Genomic DNA, 24,074 nt, shown 5'->3' with positions numbered 1-24,074 from the left:
TCCGACTTGACTGCGTGCTACCTAGACCTGCTCGGTCAGCTTTTCACCGTTCAGGGTTCAAGCCAACGAGATCTCGGGCGCACACCTCAGGCACCCAATCGGCGATCAAGCCACGGAGCGAGCAGCGTCTCCAGGTCGGCATCCGACAGGGCTCGCGTCCCACTGTGGAACTCATGCCACCGCGACGCGTCCCGCGCGGCGGTGTAATCGACCTCGAACGCTCGCATCAGCACGTACATGAACGTCACCGAGCTGAACCGCTCACCCAACAGGTTCCGCGCCTCGCGAGCAACCTCGGTCGCGCCGCGACCGACCACGTCCGCGAGCCGAAGCTCCTCCGCAGCCGGATCCAACAGGCTGGGCGCATACATCACGACAAACACTCCACCATCGAAACCAACAAACTCAGCCTTCAGCCGCCAGCTGACCACACGCCGCGGCAATGTCCTGGCCCCGGGTGTCCCGCACCGTGCACGCGACCCCGCCGGCGTTCATCAAGCGCACGAACTCCCGCTCCACCGGCTTCGGCGACGCATCCCACTTCGAACCCGGCGTCGGGTTCAACGGAATGACGTTAACGTGGACAAGCTGGCCCAAGTGCTTGCGCAGCCGCTTCGCGAGCAGCTCCGCTCGCCACGGTTGATCGTTGATGTCCCGGATGAGGGCGTGCTCGATCGAGACCCGGCGGCCGGAGGTGTCGGCGTAGTACCGGGCCGCGGAGAGGACCTCGTCGATCGACCACCGGTTGTTCACGGGCACCAGCGTGTCGCGCAGCTCGTCATCCGGCGTATGCAGAGAGACCGCGAGGCGAACCTGCAATTTCTCGTCGGCCAGCTTCCGGATCGCTGGCGCCAACCCCACCGTCGACACCGTCACCGACCGCTGAGAGATGCCAAGCCCAGCAGGAGCCGGATCAACTAACCGATATATCGCCGATATAACGCGACAAAAATTCGCGAGTGGATCGCCAATCCCTAACCTCTTACAACACATCTACCAGCACCGATGACGAATCAGATTGCGGCGTGCCTTTGCCGACCGTCCGCCCGCGCATGACCGTCAGTGGGACGCTGGTAGGCGGAGCTTCCGGCCCCGGCCCCCGCCGGAGCGGAGCCGGGTCAGACTTGGCAGCGCGGCAGTCTGCTCACGGATGCTCGGGCCGATCCTTAGTATCGCGTCCTGTTCAGCGTGCAGCGCTTCAGTGCGACGCCGCTGCGCGGCCCGCCGCCACTTCTCCTCATCAGAGACTTCTTAGCGGCAGCCCGCCCGCGTTTTTAAGGCCCTCCGGGATCCGGCGCCTATGCGATGTCGGCGAACCATGCGTTACCCACCTCGTCACCACCGGTGACTTCAGTCCTGGCCGATGCGATCAGAGTGAAACGCAGTCACCGACGTCGCAGGCTCGTAGCCCTCCGGCGGCGTTAGATGGACCGTGTAATTCCATCCACTATTTGTTTCGCCGGCATCGCGGGCGACGCTGATCGCGTCGATCGCTTCCAATTCCCGCACGTACGCCGGAACCTGGTTCTCGGGCACATCGAGCAGTCTCGCGACCGATTCCTGCGTCAGCCACGCTTGTGCTTCGGGAATAGTACCGGTGACATGCGCCTGCAATGCCCAATACAGCACCTTGGCCTGATTGGTGATCGGGGAAAGCAGCACCCAATCACCGACCTGGCTAATTGTCGGCCGTCGCCCTGCACACACCATCGGCCGTTTTGGTCTGGTCACATCGGTGATGTGGGCCTCAGTCACCGCGACTTGGTCTTCCTTTCCTGTGATCACCTTGGGCTTGACGAGTGGGAGTGGTTCTGGCGGGTCCACCGCATCGGGTATTCGGAGAACGTAATAGATGCCCTCACGCGTCGCCGCAGCGTTCCGCATTGCAGTCGCTTGACGATCCGTCACGTCCACCGCGACCGCACTCGCCAGAGCAGCCTGAATTTGCTGGCGCAAGTCGTGTCTGACGACGAACGCTCTCATCGGATCGGTTGAGTGAGTGCTAACTGCGGCCAGCGCGGGGCTCCCCAAATCGGCGGCGTAGCGGGTGAGCGTGCCACGATCACCGATCACGACGTCCGCGGCGACGATCGCAGCATCCTCGGTACCCGGTTCTATCAGCAGTAACCCGAGATCCAGGGCGTCGCGCAACCACGCCAGGATCTGCCAACGACCGTGCGCGGACCATACATGGGGATGCAACACCAAAGCGACACGAAACTCGTCCACCGGCAACTGCTCTAGCAGCCGTCGGGGCAGATCCGGGTGTACGCCGAACAACGAGTCCTGCCCCCACGACGAGGCAACAACCACCAGGCGCTGCTCTCCACCTACACGCAGCGCCTGCCGGTAGCGCCTGCGGTGCGGCACGCTGATCACCAGGCGGTCGAACGACGGATCGCCAGCGACCAGCAGATAGTCAGCGTCGACTACCCTCCGGGACTCCTCGTCCACTGCCGTGATCAACTCGCGGGAACCCATCGGGCGCTGGGCTGTCCACAACCCGGCCGAGAAGAATCTTGCGCCGCGGAACCGCCAGGGAAGGAGTCGGGTTTCATGCTGCCGTGGCGGCAGCAACACAACTGGACCATGCAACTGCTCCAGCCCGACGCTGTCCTCGGCAGCGATGACAGCGTCGAACGTCATCGTCGCCGCCTCATGCCAGGCAACGAAGACGACCCCGAGATCATCCAGTGTGTCGGACAGTCCACGTTCGAACGCCGAGCCGCCCTCGATCGTAAACATCACCTGCACTCGGACATCGGTCCCGAGCAGGGCGAACACGTCGAGCGCCCGGGAAAGCGAGTCGATCGTGCCGACCACGACAAGCACTGTTCGGGTGCTCGCGACCGACCGCCACGTGCTCCCATCCCGCAGCGCTTGCGACGGTCGAGTACTGCTACTGCCGGCGATCGCGTCTTGCAGCGCAGACCGCCGCGAAAGCCACTCGGCTTCATCACCGCCCCACGCCCGGACCAACGCGCTGACCACCTCTGGGCCAGGCAACCGATCACCCTTCAACGCCGCGTACAGCGTCGATCTCGGTAGCTGCTCGGCTGCGCAAATCTCGTTGATCGTGGACGCGGCCACGCCCTTATTCCCCCGGAGTTGCCGCAGATCACGCGCGAACTCAGCCAAGGGTCCTAGCGCTGCGCTGATCGGGGTCGCCCGCCGGCCCATCTTCATCTCCTCTCAGATCTTGCAAGTCTCGCATAAGTCTCGAATAGTCCAGCATGATAGGTTCACGCGTCGATCGTCACGGCCACCGCAGCCAAGGGAGCACCCCGTCATGGACAAACCGGCACCTCAGCGGGTGCTACTGGTTATCATCGCTGTTCTGCTTGGCGTCATCGTCGCACTCATCGCCGGCATCCTCGCGGCACTCAACGGCGGCAACACCGTCGTCGCCATCTCTAGCGGAGGCATCTCCTTCGCCGGCACCGTCACACTCGTACTGGTCATCATGAACGCGCTCCGGCTCCTGTAGCCGCACTACCATCACCACAGCAACACCAAATGGATCGCCCACGCCGTGTCATGATCCACAGCCAACGTCTCTGGCGCCAAGCTCGGGAAAGGAACTTTGCTGGCTAGCTCGACGCACGCCTCCATAGCTTCTTTTCAGCCCGGCTGCGGTGTCGGCAGCGGCAGCTCGACGCCGCCAGCTGATCCCCCGGGGCCACAGCAGAGTTACGTCAGAAGGCCAACTCGACGACGCGATGCGGGCACGAACGTCAGGTCTTGGTGCAGCGTCCCGGGGACAGCACCTGGATCGCCGAGGAGGACTTGCCGAAGCATCACCTGACGGCCCCCAGGTCAGCCAGAAGCTGATCGAGAAGAGCCTCCTCGTGTAACGCAACGTGTTGCTGAGCATGGAGATCCCGCAGTCGAAGCAAAGCCGCATCCGCACCGCCGGACAAGTCGCCGATCTCGTCAAGCCCCAGGTACTGCGCGTAAGTCGTGCAGTCGAAACGCCACGTCCTTGCGCCGGGCGCGGCAGCGCGGACTTGATCCACGACGACGAACCCCGCCTCATCGATGTCTGCACGGACGACAAACTCGCACCCTGCGGCAGCCAAGCCGGAGACCAGATCGAGCGCGGCAATCGACGGAATGCCGTCGGTACACAATAGAGGCGGGCATCTCGACCCGAATTCGTCCGCGGCCGCCTCGAGCACGGTCGGATTCTCACAGACGAAAACCACCGTGCCAGCTGGAGCCGTCCAGTCTCCGTTGATCGACCGTAACGACAGCCATAAAGGCTCCCCCTCGGCAACAGTCGTCCAGCGCACGGCAGCCGCGTCACCTGAGAGTGGAAGGTTGAGCGTCAGCACGCGCGACGAAACTTCATCGCACAACACACCGACGGTTGCCCAGGCACGCCGCCACTCCCGCCCGGCACGCATCGGCCGGGGCAGGCCGTGGATCAGAGCGATCAACCTGGACAGGGCGCGACCGAGCTCTTCCCGGTAGTCCAGCGCGTGCGCGTCCGAGAACTCGGAGGCCGCCAGCTGGGCAAGTCTCTGCCGAGGCTCGAGCGGCAGCCGGCGCATGACTCGGACGATCTGCTGAACCAGGATGAGCAGGCCACCGCCTTCAGCGCGCGGAAGACCAGGATCGGCCAACCACGTCTGCACCACGACGGGATCCACACCGGATGCCGTCATCAACTCGGCGGCTCTGGCAACGTCCGCGACGGCAGCGGCTTTCCTGTCCTGGCGTAACTTGCGCTGGTTAACCAGCGGCTCGCCGTCTAGGGCTTCGACGAACTCGCGCACGGTCAATCCGTGCTCCGCGAGCGTCGCGCCAAGATCCTGCAGTCGCACCGGTCCGCCGCCGACGTCCCACCGGGTCCCCAGCAACCGCGCCACCTCGGTGCGCTGCGCCGGGGTCAACGCCAGACGAAGCGCTCCCCGTTCAGTCCCGAAACCGCGCCTGGCACGATGCCGGACCGCCTCCAGGACAATCGCCGGACCTGCCCGGCGAGCCCACGCCACCAGACCCGCCGGCAGTTCAGGCATCGTCACCGTCGAAGTCGCCGAAGAGCCCCTCCGGTGGCACTTTTCGCTCATCCGACACAACACCGAGTCGATCGACATCGACCGCGGTGAGCTCGCCGCCGCACCATAGATACGGCATCGCGTCGACTCCGGGGAGGTGTTCGTGGCGGTACAGGTCGTAGACCGCGACCGCGGGCACGGTCGAGTACTTGCACCATTCGTCGTGGGCGGTGAGCATCACGTCCAGCTCGAAATCCACGGTCAGCCCCATGAACGACGCCTTGATCGCCGCGTCCACCCCGGTCATAGCTTCGTCCAGCCACACCCAGCGCGGCGCGAGCGGACCGGCCGCGTCGTAAGCGACCACCGCCGCCGCGAAAAGCGGCTGGGAAAGCAGCACGACCTTCTCCCCGCCGGACTTAGCGCCGTGCTTGGCCGCGTCGAACGTCGACCATGGAGTCCCGGCGCCGGCCCGGCGCTGCAAGGACAGCCGTAACCAGCCGCGGTAGTCGAGCGCTTGGGCGAGCTCCTCCTTCCAGTCGGAGGCACCGCCCGCGGTGGCCTCGCTGCGCGCTTCGTCGATCTTGCGGGCCAGGAAGCCTCTGATCATGTCCTGCCGCGCGGTCGACAGTTCCGCGAACCCTCTGCCGAGCGCGGCGACGACCGCACTCGTGTCCGGATCCGCCGGGTCCGCCTCCCAGAGCACCCTGACCACGTTTCCGTGGCGGGTCGGGTGTCGCTCCAGCTGGTCATTGATGCGGGCAAACGTGTGCGCAGTGTAGTCGAGCCGCTCCTTGAGATGCTCGATGAAAGTCGACCCGAGCAAGGTGGTGAGCACGCGCTGCTGTTCCGCGTCGTAGCCGTCCCGTTGGGCCTGGACACGCTGGGCCAGGGCGTCCGCGGCCAGATCAGGTGCCTGCCATCCGGCGGCGGGCTCGGCCAGGACGGCAACCCGCTGGATACCGTCGGTGTCCTCGTCATCGGCGACTCGGGCATCCCGGTTGGGCAGCAGCTTGCTGCGCAGATCCTGCATCTGTTGGAAGCAGCGTCGCCATGCTCGATCCTCGTCGGTGGCCTCCGCCTGGACGGTGAGCACCCGCCGCGCGGTCGTCGCCAATTCCCTGGCGGACTGCACGGTGCGCCGCTCCGGCGGCACGATGTCCAGCGGCTCAGTCAGCCGGGCGTCCACCGCCACCCACAGCGCCGCCATCGCGGCATCCCGGCTCTCCTCGGCGTCATGGCGTCGCTCTTCGTGCCCCTTGAGGACCTCTTCGGCTCGGGCGACCGCGACTTTCGCATCAGATAACAACTGGGACAGCTGCTCGATCTTCGCACCGAGCGCTTTGATCTCCTCGTCGAGTACGTCTTTGCGCCGAAGCACCGTCTGGCTGTCACCGCCCAAGGCCGACTCCGCGGTACGTAGGCGCACTTCGGCCTCCTCCAGGTTCCCGGTCAATCCGGCGACCTCGTCCGCGGCGGTCTCGCGATCGGCTTCCTGCCTGCTGAGCCCGTCTTCGGCGGCGTCCAGCGCTTCTTCCCGCGCGTCCAGCAAATTGAACAGACCTCTCAGGGAGCTCAGCAGTCTCGCGAACTCCCCCAAGGCCTTCGCCTGACTGTCGATATCGTTCAGACCGAACAGGTGTGTGCCGGCGTAGTCGGCGAACCCCGCCCATGCGTCGTCGCGGCGGGTGAGGGCTTCGTTGTGCTTGTCCTGCAGCTTCTTCGATTCGCGGGCGCAGGCAAGCCGGTGTCGAGCACGCTCGGCCAGCATGGTCACGAAGGAGTTCAGTTCACGTTCAGTGTCCACCGGGATCGCTCGTCGCTCGGTGTCCAAGGTCTGCAGCGCCTCGGTCACCCGCTCCAGTGCGTCGGCCAGCCCTGCCAGCTGCGCGTCCAGCTTGGAAAGCTCGTCAGTGAGCCGGGTGATCTCCCGTTGCCTGGCCGCTTCGCGCGCCGCGGTTCCCAGATAGGACGCCGAGTGCTCCGCCTCAGCTCGGCCGGTCAGCCCACCGAGCCGCCAGCTGCCGTCTGCTGCCAACCAGTCCCCGGACGCTTCGTCTGGCCGGGTGTCGAACCACCCGATACCTTGCAGCACTCGGCGCACGACGGCGGCATCCACCCCGCCCGCCGGATCCGGTTCCAGCACTTCCAGCAGGGTCCGGCTCTGCTCGGCCACGACTGCGACAGGCTGGACGTCGGCGATCAGTTTGCCTTCTACTGTAGACAGATTCCCGTCCGGCGTGAGCCAGGCATCGAGCACTCCCGCCGCCCCCAACGCGGCTTCGACCAATGCCTGCCGTTCGTCTTCGACGCCGGACACCGGGTTGACCAGGCGCCAGAGCGGAGCCCCGAGGCTGGCGGAGAGCTCTGGCCGGTCCCTTCTGCGCCACAGCGATGGAGCGTCCAGCACCGTTTCAGCACGCCCCTGCACGTCGATCAGCTGTGCCTCGGCAATCGCCCGCCGCTCGATGAGGGGAGCTTGGCGAAGCCGGAGCTCTTCCCGTTGCTTGACGAGGCTGCCACGGACCCTGTCGACATGCTCGCGTAGTTCGTCGACGACTGACGAACCCGGCCGGGCAACACCGACTTCCTCGTCGAGGACCGTCAGCTCCGTGACCGAGTCACACCACGACTCCACGGCGGCGGGCTCGCACTTTGCGACCGTGGCAGCCTCGGCCCAGTCCCGAATCCGCTGCTGCAGGAGGTCGGCCTGTGCGGCGACCCTGTCTCTCGCCTTTGCTTCGGCCTCCGTCGCCGTCGCGAATACGCGATCGGCCTGCTCGACGGCCTGCGCGGACCGCTCGGCCTCGTTCGCCGCCTTGTCGAACGTCGTTCGGAGGTCACGAAGGTGCGCGAACCTCTCCTGGCGGATCCCGTGGTCGGCGGTCAACGCTTCCACGTCCCGATCCGGCAGATGCCGCCGGACTGATTCGTCCAGCCCGGCCGCGCCAGCGGCCCTCGTGAGCTCCTCACCGGCCGCCAGCGCTTGCGAACCGACCCGCTCGACCTCACGTCGAGCCTTCTCGACGGAGGCTTTCGTCCGTTTGACTTCGTGTTCTTCATGAAGGAGACGTTTTCGAGCGGCCGCACACTGCGTCTGAAGATCACGTGTTGTCGTACGCAATGATTCCACTCGAGAAGCAGCCGCGCTGGCGTCCCGATAGGACTGGGACTCCAGCAGTTCCCGCAGCTCGACATTGCCCTTTTCCCGCTCCTGGGTGGACTTCCGGTGGTCGACTTCCGCCGTCGCCACCTGGTCCTGCTTGGTGCGGAGCGTCTTCTGCGCCTCGTTCTTGGCCCGGGTCGTATTGTCCAAGATCGTAGTCGCGCTGGCGAGCTCGTCCGCGCGCCGGCGCAGGACGATGCGGGCCCAGGGCTTCCATCCGGAGCGAACGAACCTGGCGACCTCGGTCGCCGCCTGCTCGGTCTGTTCGACGGCGCGGCGAAGCTGTTCGAGGTGCTCCCAGCCCTCGGCAAGCTGCGTGATCTCGTGCCCGGCCAGCGGAGGCAGTGCCTCTCGCAAGGTCTCCGCCAGGCTGGCGGGGTTGAGGCGTTCACCCAGTTTCGGCTTGCGGAGCTGTTTGAGCAGCTCCGTGACGTTGTCATAGGACTCGCTCGAGAGTCCGAACAGCTCGTCCGCCAACCGGCGGCGGTAGGCGGCGGCACTCGGCGGCGCCGACACCCCGTCGATCTTCTTCAGGTCCTTCTGCTCGATCGCCCGGCCGCCGGCCAGCAGCGTGAAGTCCTTGCCGGGCCGCTGGGCAGTGACGAAATGCCAGGTCGACGGGCTCACTGTGCCGGAACCTCGACGCGCGCTGGCACCCATACCGCAGACGAAGAACCTTGCCTGCCCGGACTCTTCCCGGCGCCCGAACTCGACCCAGGCGTAGCCGAGGCCGGCGTCCGCGGGTTCGCGCGGGTCGTCGCCCTCCCCGGTGGGGAGCAGGTTGAACCGCATGGAGCGATGCTGCGAACCGAACGGGTCGAGCACCGACGCCACAATCTCACCACGCATAAGCATCAGAGTGGTCAGCTCCAGGACCTTGGTCTTCCCCGCACCGTTTCCTCCGCGAAGCGCCAAGCGCCCATCGGCGAACCAGAACTCGGCGTTGTCGTACTCCCAGAGGTTGACGATCCCTACCCGCATCGGCTGCCAGCGGGACCGGCTCGGCTCTGGGAGGCCACCGGTAATGGCGGCTTCAAGCCACGCCTGCCCCAGGTCTTCGTGCCCGAGACCCTCCGTCGTCATTCGGTTTCCGTTTCATCGAGGCGAGCAGTCACGGAGACCACGCGGGGATCACGAAACCTCTCCGCCGCAGGGGAAAGCCACCAGGTCCCTCCGGCCGCTCCGCCACGCAAGAGATCCAGTGCCTGCAGAAGTTCGACGGCTCGGTCTCGCAGGGCCAGCCCCGTGTCGAGTTCCTTCGTCATGGCCCGCGGGTGACGGGCGCGGACCTCGGTTACCGCCCGACCCAGATCGCCTTCGCTCACTACTCCGCCCTCCTGGCGGTATTTCCGCAGCTCGTTCAGAACCATCAAGGTGGCGAAGTCCACGGCGCGCAGCCGGGGAAAGGGAAGGTCGGTGTCACTCTCCTCAGCGGCGATCAATGCCAGGCCCTCCGCCCGTTGCTCGACCACCCAGCCGGTCATCTCCGCACACCAGGCGAGGACCCGGTGCCGCTGGCTCGACAGGTATGCCCGGCAGGCGTCGTCGAGGTCGGCCAGCAGGCAGACCGGAAGTTCGATGAGCCGGCGCATCAGGCCGAACCTCGCAGCAGAGTCCTCGACCGCGGCGGCCTCGTCGTTGTCACCGAGCGTGGCGGCCAGCGCGGCGGGGTCGACCATCCTGACCAGCAGTTCACGCTCGACCTCGTAGGCCCCGCCGACCGTGTCGCGGCGATGTGTCCAGCCTTCCCGCTGTTCACCGGCGTCCCGCCCGGTACCGCGTAAGGCGCCCGTCTCGATGAGCAGGCCGACCGCCTTGTCGAACAACTGCCGCTCGGCGAACCGGTCCGGATCGTAGGGAGCCAGGCCGACCTCGTCATGAGCGGCAAGCGCGCGAACCCGATCGGACAGGTCCTGCGTGGTGGTGATGTCTTCAGCGTCCTCGGCAGCAGCTGCAGCGAGCACCGCCAGCACGAGCACTCGTCGCGACGGCGCGGCTAATCTCCGGGGCGCCAGCACCTCACCGGCGAGCGGCAACCGAAACAGCCGAGCGGCGGACTCCGTGACCACCAACCGGTAGCCCAGCCTCGCAGAGAACCACTCGATCAGCACCGGCCGATGACGAACGTTACGTACCAGCGCGAAAAGCTCGGGGTGACGTCGTCTGTCCAGCACCGGGTGGGCCAGTAGCCCGGTGAACGCGCGCTGCCGCTCGACCGCGTCCCGGCTCATCGCGCCGGTTCCAGATCAAATCGCCAGTTCAGCGTGGTCATTACCCCATCCGGGCTGCGCAACGACGCCGTGCCCGGCCGACCGGCTTCAGGTGTCAGGGTGACCCGCCAGCGACCGTCACCAGTGACTGCCGTTCGACTGCCACCGCTCCCCCGCTGTCTGGCTACGGCGAACAACTCCAACACGAGATCAAGCTCCTGGCTGGAAAGCGAGGTCCACTCGGACAAGCAGGTGCCCGAGCGAGCACGCAATGACGCCTCGGCTTCCGCACGTGCGGCCAACGCCTCCGCCCTGGCCCGGCGAGCCGCGGAGCGCCCTGCTGAGTAGTCCACGGCCTGGGCGCGTCGCCCGACAGCCGCTTTGACGCCTTGTTCACGATAACGCGCGGTCACCGGTGCGGGTGGGGACTCGGCCCACGAGCTCAAGTGGTCATCGGCCGAGTCGGCTGGAAGCAGCAGATGGCGGGCGGGGAAAACGCCGACCGCGGTATCCCACATCCGCCAAGCCGTCTCATCATCCGTTGCCCGCTCAATCGCCCGCGCGAGCCGCAGGAGCTCGGCACGCCTGGTGACCACGCCACCGGTATCCATCAGGATGTGCATGTTGCGTGCCCAGGGCGCCACCAAGTCCCTCAGCTGCCGGCGCAGACGACGAGCCTGGCCATCGGAACCGGAAAACCAGGACGCCAGCGCACCCCATGTCCGGGCCCAACGAGCGGCCTGGGTCTCAACGACCTCGTCGGTGACGTCCTCGGCCAGCGCCGCCCGCACGCATCCACGCCACACCGGCTCCGTGAGTACGTTCTCGAGTTCATCGAGGACTGCAGCGATCTTCGGGGTATGGACGTCAACCTGCTCACCCCAGAGCCCGATGTAGGACTTCAGGGTGCGCCACAGCACCATCTGCTTGTCCGGATCAGGACCACCGGACAACGCGTGGGCGAGGCTGCGTTGCCAAGTCCTCGCGGCCGCGGCCATCCCCTGATGCAGGACGATGACCTGCTGATACTCCGCAGCCGCCGCGGGGTAGCGACGATCATGCACAGCTGACGCGAAGGTCTCGAGACGGTCCCGGATCGCCCGCGGGGCCAGTGTCAGATCGGCGGCGGCGTCCTCGTCAGCTTCCTGCTCCTGAGTCCAGAACGCATGCAACCGCGCGGCCGGCGGAGTGAGCTGGTACCGATCGCGACGCCGCAGGAAATCCTCACCAGTCCGGGCAGGATCCTGCCACCGCGTAAGCACGCCCCACTTGACCAGCCGCTCCAGCCGCGCGTCCAGGGCGAACCCGTCCCCGCCGATCAACTCGTCGGCAACTTCGGCCGGCAACCGCTCTCCCAGATACGCGCGCGTTCTGGTGGCCACGTCGTCGAAGGACACGCCGGTCAAGCTGCTGTCCTGTGCCTCTAGCAGCACCTCCACGATGACGCGGTACTGCGCTGCGAACCGGGAAACCAAGTACGCCGGCACGAGGTCCTGCCCCGGCAGATGCGCAGCCCACAGGTCGCTCTGGCTGTACTCAGGAAGCTCCTCATCCACCGCCACGCCACCATGGTAGGCAGATCGCGACTGTGAGTGACAGCTTTCTACACATGCAGTGTGGAATCACGAGCTGCGTCCGACTCCCAGCGCTCCAGGGGAGGCCATCGACCGCCCGAACACGGCGGAGCACATCATGTTGATACGCCGGGCGCACCCACGTCTGAGCGACACAATCGCCAGAAGCCACGGGCCCCCGAGTTGGACTTTGGTACCGGCTCCCAACGTTGCTCGGGTGAGGGAGCGACGCCGGATGACCGCCATCGGCGAAGCGCTCGCCACAGCCGGTAGGCCGGACCTGCGAGATCCACAGCCAACTCACTCACTCCAAGCAGCAAGTCGATTATGTGTAGTCACTGACACCTTCGGTACGCGCCCCGTAGCAGAATTCTGCCGAGCAGCAAAGTCTTACGTCGAATCCGTCGAACGTAATCGATATCGAAATCACTTTCCGTAGCAAAAATTCACGCCCCATCGCGGGAATCATTCACATCGCGAGCTGGCCGCTGGCGACCCAAAGCCCAGTGGTCACCGAACCCGCGAAGAAGTTCCGGGGGCATCCGGCTCGGAGTTCAGCTGCGACTACGGGATCACCAGGATCTGCAACGGCACCCCATAGGTGGACAGCGCCAGCGACGCCGACACCAGTGCTGAACGGGCAAAGGTGAACAGCGTTTTCGGGTTAAGGGACCGGTCTGACCGGTGGATCGCATACACCAGGCCGGCCGGGCGCAACCCGAGCGCACCAGCGCGTGCGGAATCCTGCTCCCTCACCTTGTCCCGGAACTGCTCCCACGTGTCGGGATGAGACAAGAAGGTGTCGACCGCTACCAAGCCTTGCGCGAACAGGTGGCTTAATACCGATGATCCGGTGTCGCTACTGAATTTCTTCACGTGCACGAGTTCGTTGTCCGGGCCGAGAAGGTCGCACGCTTCGATGCCGCGACGGTGCGCGCGACTGGTGATGAGTTTTTTATCTAGACACAGAAATCGGGTGTCTTTCGCGGCGACGTAGGTGTTGTAGTTGCCTTCGACGAAGCGGCCTTTGGCGTCGGGCGGCGCGTCTCGCCAGGCGGCAGACTCCAGGAGGGGCGCGGGCGAACGCGTCATTCACCACGTGATCCACATAGTCCAGATACTGCTCGCCCAGCTTGTACCAGCCGCCGTCAAGCAGAATATACCGGCAGTCGGGGTCGATGATTTCAGCGGCGAGCCAGTTGAGCGCAGACACGTCGTCGCCGAGGCTTTGCGACTGCTGGTCAAGGCCTTCGATGCGCCCGGTGGATAGGATTTGCCAGTATTCGTCAGGGTTGTGCGCGCCGACCCCGGCTTGGATGTCGTCTATGGTCAAGTCGTCGGTGTTGATCGTGACGTTGCCGATCCACCCGCGATAGCGGTGCACATCGGGACCGTCGTAGTAACGGGCGGGATAAGCGATCCCGACCTCCCCGAAGGTGGGGTCGGGCTTAACCAGAAGATCAGCGGTGGCCGAGTCCAACAGCTCCACCATCGGGTCGTCCGCGGGCATGCGCCGCACCCATTGAAGCGCATCTAACTGGGGGTGCGGATCGACGTCGCGAATGACCCGGTTCAGCTCGCGCAGATCGGCGATCAGCGACTCACCCTCGATCCCGAGTCGCACTTGCACTGACGCCGAACACACGATGCTCATGCGGAAACCCCGGTAGTGCCCACGTCGGCGCACGTTGGAGATTTGTGGCATCACCTCAGCCCGCACTTGGCCGGCAAGGTTGCGCACCAACTCGGCGTGTTCGCGCAGCCCGAACGCCCACAGCCCCTGTCCTCCAGGAACATTGTTCTGATCAACCCGGGCTTTCGCGCTCAGCGCCCACCGAGTGATCTTGCGGATCTGGTCCGGGTCCAGTAGGCGCACCGCGATATCCAGCCCGAACTGGGTGTCGATCTTCCCTTCGCGCAGGTAATATCTCCCATGACCAAACGCGATCGCGTAATTCACCCCGTCCACGGTTACCAGCAACGCCGCCGAGGCTGCGGTCGAGGTGAACTCGATCTCGACCTGGGTCAAGGTCGTGACCGCGTCCGCCCATTCGACGGGTGCGACCTCGGTCTCGCCGTAAACGAGGACGCCAGGAGTATCCCCGACCATGACCTCGGTGCGGGTGAACTCGCCGTCTTCCTCAACAATCTTGCGCGCGAGCAGCTCGGTGACCTTTTTGGCAGGCAGCATCCGGTACACCGTCATCTGACGGGTCGGCGACGTCGGCGCCCCATCGGCATCGCCGATCGTGTCGGCGGCATCCTTGCTCATCACACTAGAGCAGCAAACTCACCGTGCGTAGTCCACCCTCACGCCCGGGTTACACCGGATCGGCGGGCCAACGTAACGAACACCTGATCGAAGGCGAGTTTGCACAACATCCCTGGACGATATTTGTCCCAGATTTGTCATATCCGCGGATGAGTAGGACAAGCTGAGCTGCTACTGGTTAATAATGGACTCATCGCCAGTACCGACATTTTTTGACCGCGAATATGCAGGGTCACCGGAAGTTGCAGAAACGTCAGACGGCTTCCGAAGGGGTCCAAATCCGCGAACAGCGGGGACGAAGGTGAGGCCCCTATCGTTAGAATCTCGCCGACAGCTTCGATCATGCGGTGAATCCGCGTAGCCCGAATGCAGCCGCTGACGCCGACCGCTTAGCGGTCAAGCCACGGAGCGAGCAGTTTCTCCAGGTCGGCGTCCGACAGCGCCCGCGGCCCGCCATGGAACTCGTGCCACCGCGCAGCATCCCGCGCCGCCGTGTACTCCACCTCGAACGCCCGCATCAACACATACGTGAACGTCACCGAGCTGAACCGCTCACCCAACAGGGACCGCGCTTCGCGAGCCACCTCGGTCGCACCGCGACCGACCACGTCCGCGAGCCGAAGCTCCTCCGCAGCCGGGTCCAGCAGGCTGGGGGCATACATCACGACAGACACTCCATCATCGAAACGAACAAAACTCAGACTTCAGCGGCCAGCTGACCACAGGCAGCCGCGATCTCCTGGCCACGAGTGTCCCGGACAGTGCAGGCGACGCCGCCAGCGTTCACCAGGCGCACGAACTCGCGCTCGACCGGCTTCGGCGAGGCGTCCCACTTGCTGCCCGGCGTCGGGTTCAGCGGGATGACGTTGACGTGCACCAGCTGGCCCAAGTGCTGACGCAGCCGCTTGGCCAGCAGCTCCGCCCGCCACGGCTGGTCGTTGATGTCCCGGATCAACGCGTACTCGATCGACACCCGCCGCCCCGACGTGTCCGCGTAGTACCGCGCCGCCGACAGCACCTCGTCCACCGACCACCGGTTGTTCACCGGCACCAGCGTGTCCCGCAGCTCGTCGTCCGGCGTGTGCAGCGAAACCGCCAGCCGCACCTGCATCTTCTCGTCCGCCAGCTTCCGGATCGCCGGCGCCAGGCCCACCGTCGACACCGTCACCGACCGCTGGCCGATCCCCAGACCGCCCGGCGCGGGGTCGGTGATCCGCCGCACCGCCGCCACCACGCGCTTGTAGTTCGCCAGCGGCTCACCCATCCCTACCCTTTTACAACTTTGATCTCTACATAAAGCTGCAGCTCAAAGCCTTACGAACGTCAGCTATGACCTCAGTCACAGTGTATGCGCTGCCGTCGGACTCACTCGGAGCCCAGTTCTAGATCATCGTCACCAACCCCCGAGCGGGGCATTCACGCGGCCGCCAACGCCAGCCGCCCCGCCAACGCGCGCCAGGTTGCCAAACCTGATCGACCGCGCCAAGCCCGAGAGCAGTCTCGATCTCGCTCGACTCCATGCCTGCGGCCCCTGTTGGCCAATTCGGACACCTGACCGCCTCGTCAAAGCGCCGCGAGACCTCCCGTTCGACGTCGCCGCAAGACCACGACAGCAATCTTCCGACATCGTTACCTTAACGATACCGCGTCGATACGCTGCCGACTCCGTCATCCAGTAGCGATCTGGCGAATTCGCACGTAACGTGCAACGATTCAGAGGCACACCGCGATAGATCCAACACAGGCATCGCTGCGGAGACGATCGCAGCGAGGCGAGGCTGAGGGGGGAGGTGACTAATGCACATACCGCCAAGTGCCGACATCCCTTTTTTTGGCAACCTCGAGCGCTACTTCGACTACTTTGACGGACTTACAGGAGGCGTCACCGAAAGTCTTACAAAGAAGCGACTCGCGGCTGGCCTCCAAAAATCCTACCTACTTGAGACAGTTGGACTTCGGGAAACGTCAATCCCGGCGGTGTTGAGCAGAAGTGGCTTTAGATGCGAGAACATCGGCGAGTCAGCCTACCGACTAGTCGATAAAAGCCTCAATGGCCTTGCCGTGATCGAACCAATAGGGACTAGGTTTTTGGCACTCTACACCCTCCTGCCGTCAGCCTCGTCCGATAAACTTGTTCGCCAGGCGGTCGCCAAAAACCCTTTACTTGACCACATATGGTTATCATCAGAGAACTTCATGTCACTATGGAACTACGTTCGTTCCGTAAACGGTGGAGGGCGCTACGGCCGGATCACTTTTGAGCACGAGTCCGTATTTGAGTCGCCTGCGGATGCAGGCGAATTTGAAAACGAACGCCGTACATCTCGATTCACGATGGTCGATCGCCTCGACGTTATCGAGGAGCAGATGGTCCCTTTGCGCGAGACTTACGCTCCTTTGGCCTCGGTAACACATCTTCGTATTCCATCCGATTATGGCGGAGGCCATGATCTTTACTACGACGGAAAAGTGACTAACCGAAGCGATTCATTTCTTGACCATCGAAGCACCTTGCTGCACGTCGTGGACTTGTACTCCGACCTCACCCGAAGCGTCGAAGAAAGCCTATGGGTTTCCCAGCGCGAAACCGCCGGAAGCGGATTTTCTCTCGACGGCGCCGTTGCAGAGCTTGTATTCAGTGAGCCACTCGCCGACGATGTGTTTAAACGATGGATGATCAACCTATTTAACAATCGCAGGAATCGCTTCCGAATTAGCGGGTACGCGACGTGGTTAAGCGACCGTAAGCTCCACGCAAACGCCATCGATCAACATCTGTGGCAGCCGCTGCTCATGGAAGTTACACCTGAGCGCCTGGTGGCAATCCTACCAAAGGGCACGTGCGGGAACACCATTAATCGGCTGGTATCCAATGTTCAACGCATGGTGGACCCGCGGGTTAAGGCTTACATCGGCGAGGCCGAATATTCGGATCTCATACCAGGCTCAAGCAGGGTGGCACGAGTTGGTTGATGACACTTCGCCACTGACGCGAGACCCAGTCTTTCAAGTTAATGCCTGCATATGGCTAGTCCGGACCAGCAGGGCGGTCGGCCCAGGCGCCCGCCCCGTCTATCGCGCCCACGGCTTTGACCTCAGAAGCCTCGAGCGCCGGTTAGCGTTCTCGTCAGACGTGCGCAAGAAGCTTGTCGAAGCCGGCTTCAACCCCGATCCACCCGAGCCAGACGTACTGCTGAGGAACATAAGTACCGACGACCACTTGGTGCTTGAGTGCAAAGCTCAAGGATTTTCACCCGCTTCCAGCACCGCAACCCAGGGGCGCAAGCTCCTTGCAGCCTGTAGTGACCCGAACGCAGCCCTGGGAACGTCGGGCGCAGCCTCTGTGGCCTACGTCCTAGACTCGGACGACTGCAACCAGCAACTCGAAACCCTCCAGGCTCTATCTGCGGAGATCCGCAGCTACGGCATAGAGCCACCGCCGTCCGGCGTTCTTGCACTATCCATCGATGACAAAGGCCTCTGGGCTGAACTTGTTATTCCAGGCCTGGACGAGTCAAGTTCTGTCGCCGCCCTTTGCGAGAGAGTCCTTGCTGTCGAGGGCGAAGCGGACGAACTTCGCCCCCTGTATGTCATCCCTTACGACCCAGCGGCTGAGAGTTCCCAGGCCGAGAGCGAGCGCAGGTACTGCGCCCAGCAACTCGCCGAAAGGCTCTTCAACGCAACTGTTAGCATAATTGGAAGAGCAGATATTCCCGCTTGCGTAATCGTCGCTTCAGACCATTTACTCAGAGAAGCTACTTTTGGCGTATCCGACTACTGGGAAGTCAGGGATCTCAAGAACTTCAAGAGTCGAATTGCAAAGTTTATATCCTCATACTTAAACAAGTCGACCCTCAAAGGCAAGGTTACGCTTCGCGGTGGAATTAACGTCGAAATAAATCTCAGCGACGAAGATGAGCGTCAAGCTGCGATTGGCATGCTCCAACGAGGGAGCCCGCGAGGCCTAACCGAGAACCTTCTCGACACACAGTTGGACGTTGTAGCCGAAGGCGGCCCTCCCGAGTTTTCGTAGATACACCTCAAGATTGCAGGCATCCTCATATTTGCTCCCTGAAACAGTGGCGCTGCAGCATCGACTATCGCGACCTGCTGGCTGGATTGGCAATAGTTGACTGGCTTTTGACTGCGATCAGAAGAGCAGTTAACGGCAGGCGTAATAGGATTATATTGAAACCAGGATATCCATGGCAAATAACGCTACTTAGCACGCTCGCCGCCACGACATCGTCCCTAGGCGACCAACTGAGTCACACCCGGCAGTGATCGAAGTGGTCAGCGGTCGAGCCAAGGGGCGAGCAGCTTCTCCAAGTCAGCATCCGACAGCGCCCGCGGGCCGCCGTGGAACTCGTGCCACCGCGACGCATCCCGCGCCGCGGTGTACTCGACCTCGAACGCCCGCATCAGCACGTACATGAACGTCACCGAGCTGAACCGCTCACCCAACAGAGTCCGCGCCTCACGAGCCACCTCGGTCGCGCCGCGGCCGACGACGTCCGCGAGCCGAAGCTCCTCCGCAGCCGGATCCAACAGGCTGGGCGCATACATCACGACAAACACTCCATCATCAAAACGAACAAGATCAGCCTTCAGCGGCCAGCTGGCCGCAGGCAGCGGCGATGTCCTGGCCTCGGGTGTCACGCACCGTGCACGCGACCCCGCCGGCGTTCACCAGGCGCACGAACTCCCGCTCGACCGGCTTCGGCGAGGCGTCCCACTTGCTGCCCGGAGTCGGGTTCAGCGGGATCACGTTGACATGGACCAGCTGGCCCAGGTGCTTGCGCAGCCGCTTCGAGAGCAGCTCCGCCCGCCACGGCTGATCGTTGATGTCCCGGATCAGCGCGTACTCGATCGAGACCCGTCGTCCGGAGGTGTCGGCGTAGTACCGCGCGGCGGAGAGGACCTCGTCGATCGACCAGCGGTTGTTCACGGGCACCAGCGTGTCGCGCAGCTCGTCGTCCGGCGTGTGCAGGGACACCGCGAGACGGACCTGCATCTTCTCGTCGGCAAGCTTGCGGATCGCCGGTGCCAGACCCACGGTTGACACGGTCACCGACCGCTGCCCGATGCCGAGGCCACCCGGCGCGGGGTCCGTGATCCGGCGAACAGCCTTCACAACTCGGACAAAGTTCGCTAAAGGTTCACCCATGCCCATGAAGACGATGTTCGACAGCCGGCCGGGGCCGCCGGGCATCGTGCCGTCGCGCATGACCGCGGCCGCCGAGCGGACCTGGTCGACGATCTCCGCCGTCGACAGGTTCCGGTCGAGCCCGCCCTGGCCGGTCGCGCAGAACGGGCACGCCATGCCGCAGCCCGCCTGGCTCGAGATGCACAGCGTCGCCCGGTCCGGGTAGCGCATGAGGACGCTCTCCAGGAGCGTGCCGTCGTGCGCGCGCCACAGCGTCTTACGCGTCGCGCCGTCGTCCGCCGCCAGCGCGCGCACCTCGGTCAGCAACGTCGGCATCAAGTCGGAGACCAGCCGCGCGCGGGACGCCGCCGGGATGTCCGTCATCTCCTCCGGGTCCACCGTCAGACGGGAGAAGTAGTGGTTCGACAGCTGCTTCGCGCGGAACGGCTTCTCCCCCAGCTCGGCGACCGCGGCCGCGCGCTCGGACACCGAAAGGTCGGCGAGGTGGCGCGGCGGCAGGCCGCGCTTGGGCGCGTCGAAGACGAGGGGGAGGGCAGTCATAACCGGACCAGTGTCCCACGCGCCCGCGCGGGGCGCCCGAACCACCCTCGCCGGAGTGCCCCGCGTCACTAACTTGAGCAGAAGGCGGCTGAGATCGCCCGGCTGCACTGATGGCCACCTCCGGCCCGCAGTCCGCAGATTCACTCCACAGAAGGTGCTTTACTGTTCTCGCTAGACACCGGTCCGACTCGACGACGCGTGCGCGGCCGCTCGTCAGGGTCGCAACGCCACGCAGCGAGCAAAAGAGCTAGCCGCTGCGGGCGGTCAGCATCGGCCAAGACCCAGCATAACGCCACGATGGGTACAACGACAACCACAATAAGTAAGACCCCGCCGATCCAGCCTGCTGCGGCACCCGCGGCCACCAGGCCTGCGACACCGCCTGTGACACCAACAACGCGAACCGCGCTCGACGGCTTGCTCACCGTTTTGCCACTTGGCGCGCGACTACCTGCCAGGTCAGAACAGTGCACGCACTCAGTGACGAAAGCAGCGCGAGGGACGGCTTCGGCATGACTCACTCCCGGAGTGATGTCCAGCTGATGTTCTCGGTGTCTCCTATGCCGACAGCGCCTGGCAACCTTACGCTGACCTGCGAGAAGTCTCCTGCCAAGTTCTCCGCAAGCGGGCGTAATAGGCATGAGCGATCGCTGCATAGGAGTTGAGGTCTTTCCTGTGGAGTCGACGAGCTGCGGTAGTCCTCGTCATACTCCGTAGCAGTTTCAGTCCCTTGGCGGAAGGGTTGGGATGATGCATCGTCGTCGCGCAGGCGCGGCTGGTCGCCGCGACCGGCACGCCGACGTGCCGCCCAACGACGCTGACACGCACATACCACCAGAGGCAGCTAGCTTTGATCACCTCGAGCTCGTCGACCTTGACGCCGGATTACAGGCAACTGAATCCATGCAACGGCGGCTCGGTGATCTTCAGCTTCGCGATGCGCTGGCCGCGCAGGATTTCGCCGGCCCTGCCTGGGAGGCATTCGCCCAGGAACTGGCCCGCTATGGTCACGCAGTGATCCTCGGCTGGCTACACACCGGATTGATCTTCTCTCTATCCCGCACACGACGCCGACCGGTCGGCTCCGCCCCGACGAGTTGGACCGAGGACGATCGGGTTGACCTGGCCACCGATACCGTAGTCAAGGGAATCGCGCTCTTCCACGAGAGAGCTCTGGTCCGGGGCGAGTGGAGCGTAGAAGGTGGCGCATCGCTGAGCACGTACTTCATCGGATCGTGCATTCTGGTCTTTCCCGGCATCTACCGAGCCTGGCGAAGCGAGCACGAGCAGAAGCTCCGCATTCGCAGCGCTGGACATGCCGCTGATCTCGACGGAGCAGGCAAGCCGCTCGGCCCCGCAGCTGATGATCCAGCTGAAGTCGCAGCGCGATGGACAGAGATCGCCGAAGGGCTCGACGCCTTGCCGGACGAGCGGACCAGGGTCATCGTTGCGGCATCTGCCTTCGGCTACAGCCATGGTGAGATCGCTGAGCTGCTCAGCGCCGAGAGTTACGAATCGGTCACCAGCAACAACGTCGCGCAGATCCTGTTTCGGCACAAACGCCGCGCTACGAGGGGGGCCCACACACATGACTGAGTCAGGCGTCCCTCGGCCTGGCGACCCGACCCTGACGGTGTCGGATAGGACCGAATGGCTGCGGTACCGACAGCTCGCACTTATGGGTGTCCTCGACCGAGTGCACCGCGAACCGGATGAGCCCGGCATGCTGCTGCACGCGATAGCAGCACTACTTGAACGCTCGTCTTTTGGCACCGCCGGAGCACGAGAGCTTCGCGATCGTACGTCGCCCGAACTGGCGAACGCAATCGTCGAGCGCGCCAGTCGTGAGCAGGGCGCGATGGTCCCCGGCACGCAATCTCCACCCTCGGAAAACGAGCACTACGGCAACCACCCGCATGGAGAAGCTCGGGCCAGAGAGGACGAGCTGGCCGCCGATTCTTCTGTAGCTGATAGATCGGCAATCGTAGAAGATTGGGTCATCAGCGGTTGGGCTCATCTAAAGCTTGGAAACGTCACCAAGGCTCGCGAGGAGCTCACTCGGGCTCTCGCTCTGGCGGAGCGTTTCGGCCTTCCTCATGTCGCGGCTTCCGTCCAGTGGACGCTTGGCCTGCTCGAGGTGCGCATCGGCGACGTTCCCGAAGCGTTGCGCCGCTACGAACTCAGCGAGCGTAGCTACCGCGCCATCGACGCGGAGATACCGTCCGGATTGCGGCTCGCTCAGGCGAGAGCGCTGCTTCTCGCGGGATTGGCCGACGAAGCCGCATACCACCTTGACGACTTGATCGACAGCTTCGATGGCGACCGTTCCGGAGACAGCGACCTGGCGAAGGCGCAGCTAGATCGGGCTTCGGCCGCGCTCGTGACCGGCGAATTCAATGTGGCCCGCAAGATGGCTGCCGTGGCCGCAAAAGCTTTGACACGGAACGGGTGTCCGACCTGTACCGCGAACGCAAGACTTACTCAGCTACGCGCCGAGGTGGCTCAGAGCCTGCAGACGGGATCTGTGCCGACCCGGCTGATAACTCGCGCCTTAAGCGTCGCCGACTCGATGTCTGCGGCCGCCCTCAACGGTTACGCCGCGACCGCGCGGATGCTCGCTGTGCGGCTTGACATTCGATGCGGCAACCTAACCCGTGCCGCCGAGACTCTGGCTCTCGTCCCGCGGCCCGGCCAGCTCTCCCCCATCGACCATCGGACGCTGCGCCGACTTTGTCGCGCCGAACTGGCTCTCGCGCGTGGACAGCGAGCCAAAGCACTCACCGAAGTGCGCGCAGGACTCACCGAATTCGAAGCTGTGCGCGACCGAATGGGCGAACAGGATCTCGTATCCGGCACAGCGCTGCATACTCAAGAACTCGCCGACCTTGGAAACATGCTCATGTTGCAGCGCGCCGACCCGCGGCGGCTATGGGTGTGGCTGGAACGGACGCGAGCACAGACCTTCCGCTACGAACCATTGAGCGCGGAAACCGATCCTGAGCAGGCTGACCGGGTGGCCGAAGTGCGCAACCTCGGCCAAGCCATCCGCGAGGCGCAGCATGATGGCCGACCGATCGCGGGTCTGCGAGCGAAATACAACGAACGGCTCCGAGACGCACGCCGGCTCGGTTGGCGTTCCGGCCGCTGGGGCCGGCCGCGACCAATCACAGCGCTAAATGATGTCTTCGCCCAGTTGGGCGAGCGCGCCATGATCACCTTCGCGGCTGCGAAGGACGATCTAGTTGCGGTCATTCTCGCTGGCGGCGAGTCCCGAGTGGTGCGGCTGGGGTCGGCTCAAGCCGCTGCCGAAGCGGCGCGGATGCTTAACGTCGACCTGGACGCGTTGGCGCCAGATAACCTGCCGGAGCGACTCGCCGAGGTTGTCCTCGCCTCGGCGTACCGGCAAGCCGGCCGACTCCATGCTCAACTTATCGAGCCGCTCATCGACCTAATCGGCGATCGCGAATTGGTAATCATCCCAACCGTAGAATTGTTCGCCGTTCCGTGGGGCGTGCTATCCGGCCTGCAACGGCGGCCAACGGTGGTCGCGTCATCAGCGGCGATGTGGTTCGAAGCTGAACGGGTCAACTTACTGCGATCTGGCGAGGCCGTACTCGTCCGCGGGCCAGGGCTGGCCGGCGCTCGCGGCGAACTGGACAAACTGACTTCACATCATCCGATGGCGACACAACTGACCGGCACCGCAGCGAGTGTAGAGTCGGTGTTGCATGCAATGGAAGGTGCGACACTCGTTCACATCGCCGCCCACGGCGCTCACGAGCCAGAAAACGCTTTGTTCTCCCGGCTCGAATTGTCCGACGGCGCTTTGTTTGGACATGAAATGTCCCGTCTGCGCCCACCGCCCCAGCATGTCGTTTTCAGCTCGTGCGAGCTCCCGATGAATCATCTCCGGCCCGGCGACGACCCAGTCGGGTTTGCCGGGACACTCTTGGACGCCGGAGCACGCACGGTCATCGCGCCGGTATCCAGGGTGGGAGACATCGCCTCCGCCGTCGCGATTGACGACTACTACCGGGCCCTCTCCGCCGGAAAGCCACCTGCCCAGGCGCTCGCCGAAGCCATCGCAATCGACCCCTTCCGTCGGCCGTTCGTGTGTTTTGGAGCCGGTTAAGCCGCATATGCCC

At 64.2% G+C, this 24,074-nt stretch carries 16 protein-coding genes and 2 pseudogenes; 5 read left to right on the top strand and 13 right to left on the bottom strand.

The window, feature by feature from the left end; all coding sequences use genetic code 11:
* Positions 1 to 86 precede the first annotated feature (86 nt).
* The 3 genes and pseudogenes from ACLJPY_RS39990 to ACLJPY_RS39980 all read right to left on the bottom strand — a co-directional run bounded on the left by ACLJPY_RS39990 (position 87) and on the right by ACLJPY_RS39980 (position 2,823).
* Entirely contained in the window at positions 87 to 371 is a 285-nt protein-coding gene (locus ACLJPY_RS39990; protein WP_410596298.1) for a hypothetical protein, read from the bottom strand.
* Positions 372 to 405: 34 nt separating this feature from the next.
* Positions 406 to 978: pseudogene (locus ACLJPY_RS39985) on the bottom strand (23S rRNA (adenine(2503)-C(2))-methyltransferase RlmN); the annotation flags it as partial.
* Positions 979 to 1,350: 372 nt separating this feature from the next.
* Positions 1,351 to 2,823: a hypothetical protein gene (locus ACLJPY_RS39980; protein WP_410596163.1), complete on the bottom strand. Its 1,473-nt coding sequence runs from the start codon at positions 2,821 to 2,823 to the stop codon at positions 1,351 to 1,353.
* A gap of 466 nt (positions 2,824 to 3,289) precedes the next feature.
* Here ACLJPY_RS39980 and ACLJPY_RS39975 point away from each other — a divergent pair, with 466 nt between their 5' ends.
* Complete coding sequence (locus ACLJPY_RS39975; RefSeq protein ID WP_410596162.1) at positions 3,290 to 3,487, top strand: hypothetical protein; 198 nt, start codon at positions 3,290 to 3,292, stop codon at positions 3,485 to 3,487.
* A 310-nt stretch (positions 3,488 to 3,797) separates the two neighbouring features.
* On the opposite strand, the gene ACLJPY_RS39970 is transcribed toward ACLJPY_RS39975, so the two are convergent.
* The 8 genes and pseudogenes from ACLJPY_RS39970 to ACLJPY_RS39935 all read right to left on the bottom strand — a co-directional run.
* Complete coding sequence (locus ACLJPY_RS39970; RefSeq protein WP_410596161.1) at positions 3,798 to 5,021, bottom strand: DUF2399 domain-containing protein; 1,224 nt, start codon at positions 5,019 to 5,021, stop codon at positions 3,798 to 3,800.
* Positions 5,014 to 9,249: a TIGR02680 family protein gene (locus ACLJPY_RS39965; protein ID WP_410596160.1), complete on the bottom strand. Its 4,236-nt coding sequence runs from the start codon at positions 9,247 to 9,249 to the stop codon at positions 5,014 to 5,016. Before ACLJPY_RS39965 ends, ACLJPY_RS39970 begins: the two co-directional genes overlap by 8 nt.
* The gene (locus tag ACLJPY_RS39960) at positions 9,246 to 10,397 is read right to left on the bottom strand and encodes a TIGR02678 family protein (protein ID WP_410596159.1); all 1,152 of its coding nucleotides are present in this window, start codon (positions 10,395 to 10,397) and stop codon (positions 9,246 to 9,248) included. The genes ACLJPY_RS39965 and ACLJPY_RS39960 overlap by 4 nt, the downstream gene beginning before the upstream one ends.
* Entirely contained in the window at positions 10,394 to 11,938 is a 1,545-nt protein-coding gene (locus tag ACLJPY_RS39955) for a DUF2397 domain-containing protein (protein ID WP_410596158.1), read from the bottom strand. The genes ACLJPY_RS39960 and ACLJPY_RS39955 overlap by 4 nt, the downstream gene beginning before the upstream one ends.
* Before the next feature lie 576 nt (positions 11,939 to 12,514).
* Entirely contained in the window at positions 12,515 to 12,919 is a 405-nt protein-coding gene (locus tag ACLJPY_RS39950; protein WP_410596297.1) for a DUF6119 family protein, read from the bottom strand.
* Positions 12,906 to 14,222, bottom strand: a complete 1,317-nt coding sequence (locus tag ACLJPY_RS39945) for a DUF6119 family protein (RefSeq protein WP_410596157.1) — start codon at positions 14,220 to 14,222, stop codon at positions 12,906 to 12,908. The genes ACLJPY_RS39950 and ACLJPY_RS39945 overlap by 14 nt, the downstream gene beginning before the upstream one ends.
* Positions 14,223 to 14,611: 389 nt before the next feature.
* Positions 14,612 to 14,887 (bottom strand): hypothetical protein, encoded by a 276-nt coding sequence (locus ACLJPY_RS39940; protein ID WP_410596296.1) that lies wholly within the window; start codon positions 14,885 to 14,887, stop codon positions 14,612 to 14,614.
* Positions 14,888 to 14,919: 32 nt separating this feature from the next.
* A pseudogene (locus ACLJPY_RS39935) lies at positions 14,920 to 15,492 on the bottom strand (radical SAM protein); the annotation flags it as partial.
* 527 nt (positions 15,493 to 16,019) lie between these two features.
* Here ACLJPY_RS39935 and ACLJPY_RS39930 point away from each other — a divergent pair.
* A complete protein-coding gene (locus ACLJPY_RS39930) occupies positions 16,020 to 17,195 on the top strand; it encodes a hypothetical protein (RefSeq protein ID WP_410596156.1) in 1,176 nt (391 codons plus the stop codon).
* 160 nt (positions 17,196 to 17,355) lie between these two features.
* Positions 17,356 to 18,255: a hypothetical protein gene (locus tag ACLJPY_RS39925; RefSeq protein ID WP_410596155.1), complete on the top strand. Its 900-nt coding sequence runs from the start codon at positions 17,356 to 17,358 to the stop codon at positions 18,253 to 18,255.
* A gap of 260 nt (positions 18,256 to 18,515) precedes the next feature.
* On the opposite strand, the gene ACLJPY_RS39920 is transcribed toward ACLJPY_RS39925, so the two are convergent.
* On the bottom strand, positions 18,516 to 18,788 hold the full coding sequence (locus ACLJPY_RS39920; protein ID WP_410596295.1) for a hypothetical protein: 273 nt from the start codon (positions 18,786 to 18,788) through the stop codon (positions 18,516 to 18,518).
* Positions 18,789 to 18,822: 34 nt separating this feature from the next.
* Entirely contained in the window at positions 18,823 to 19,929 is a 1,107-nt protein-coding gene (rlmN, locus tag ACLJPY_RS39915; RefSeq protein ID WP_410596154.1) for a 23S rRNA (adenine(2503)-C(2))-methyltransferase RlmN, read from the bottom strand.
* Between the two features lie 747 nt (positions 19,930 to 20,676).
* On the opposite strand from rlmN, the gene ACLJPY_RS39910 reads away from it, so the two are divergent.
* Positions 20,677 to 21,525: a hypothetical protein gene (locus ACLJPY_RS39910; RefSeq protein WP_410596153.1), complete on the top strand. Its 849-nt coding sequence runs from the start codon at positions 20,677 to 20,679 to the stop codon at positions 21,523 to 21,525.
* A gap of 127 nt (positions 21,526 to 21,652) precedes the next feature.
* Entirely contained in the window at positions 21,653 to 24,061 is a 2,409-nt protein-coding gene (locus ACLJPY_RS39905; protein ID WP_410596152.1) for a CHAT domain-containing protein, read from the top strand.
* Positions 24,062 to 24,074 lie beyond the last annotated feature (13 nt).

Source organism: Amycolatopsis sp. lyj-23, from assembly GCF_046549135.1.
In the GTDB taxonomy this organism is placed as follows: Bacteria; Actinomycetota; Actinomycetes; order Mycobacteriales; family Pseudonocardiaceae; genus Amycolatopsis.
The sequence above is the reverse complement of the archived record's forward strand: the minus strand, read 5'-3'. Positions and strand labels throughout refer to the sequence as shown.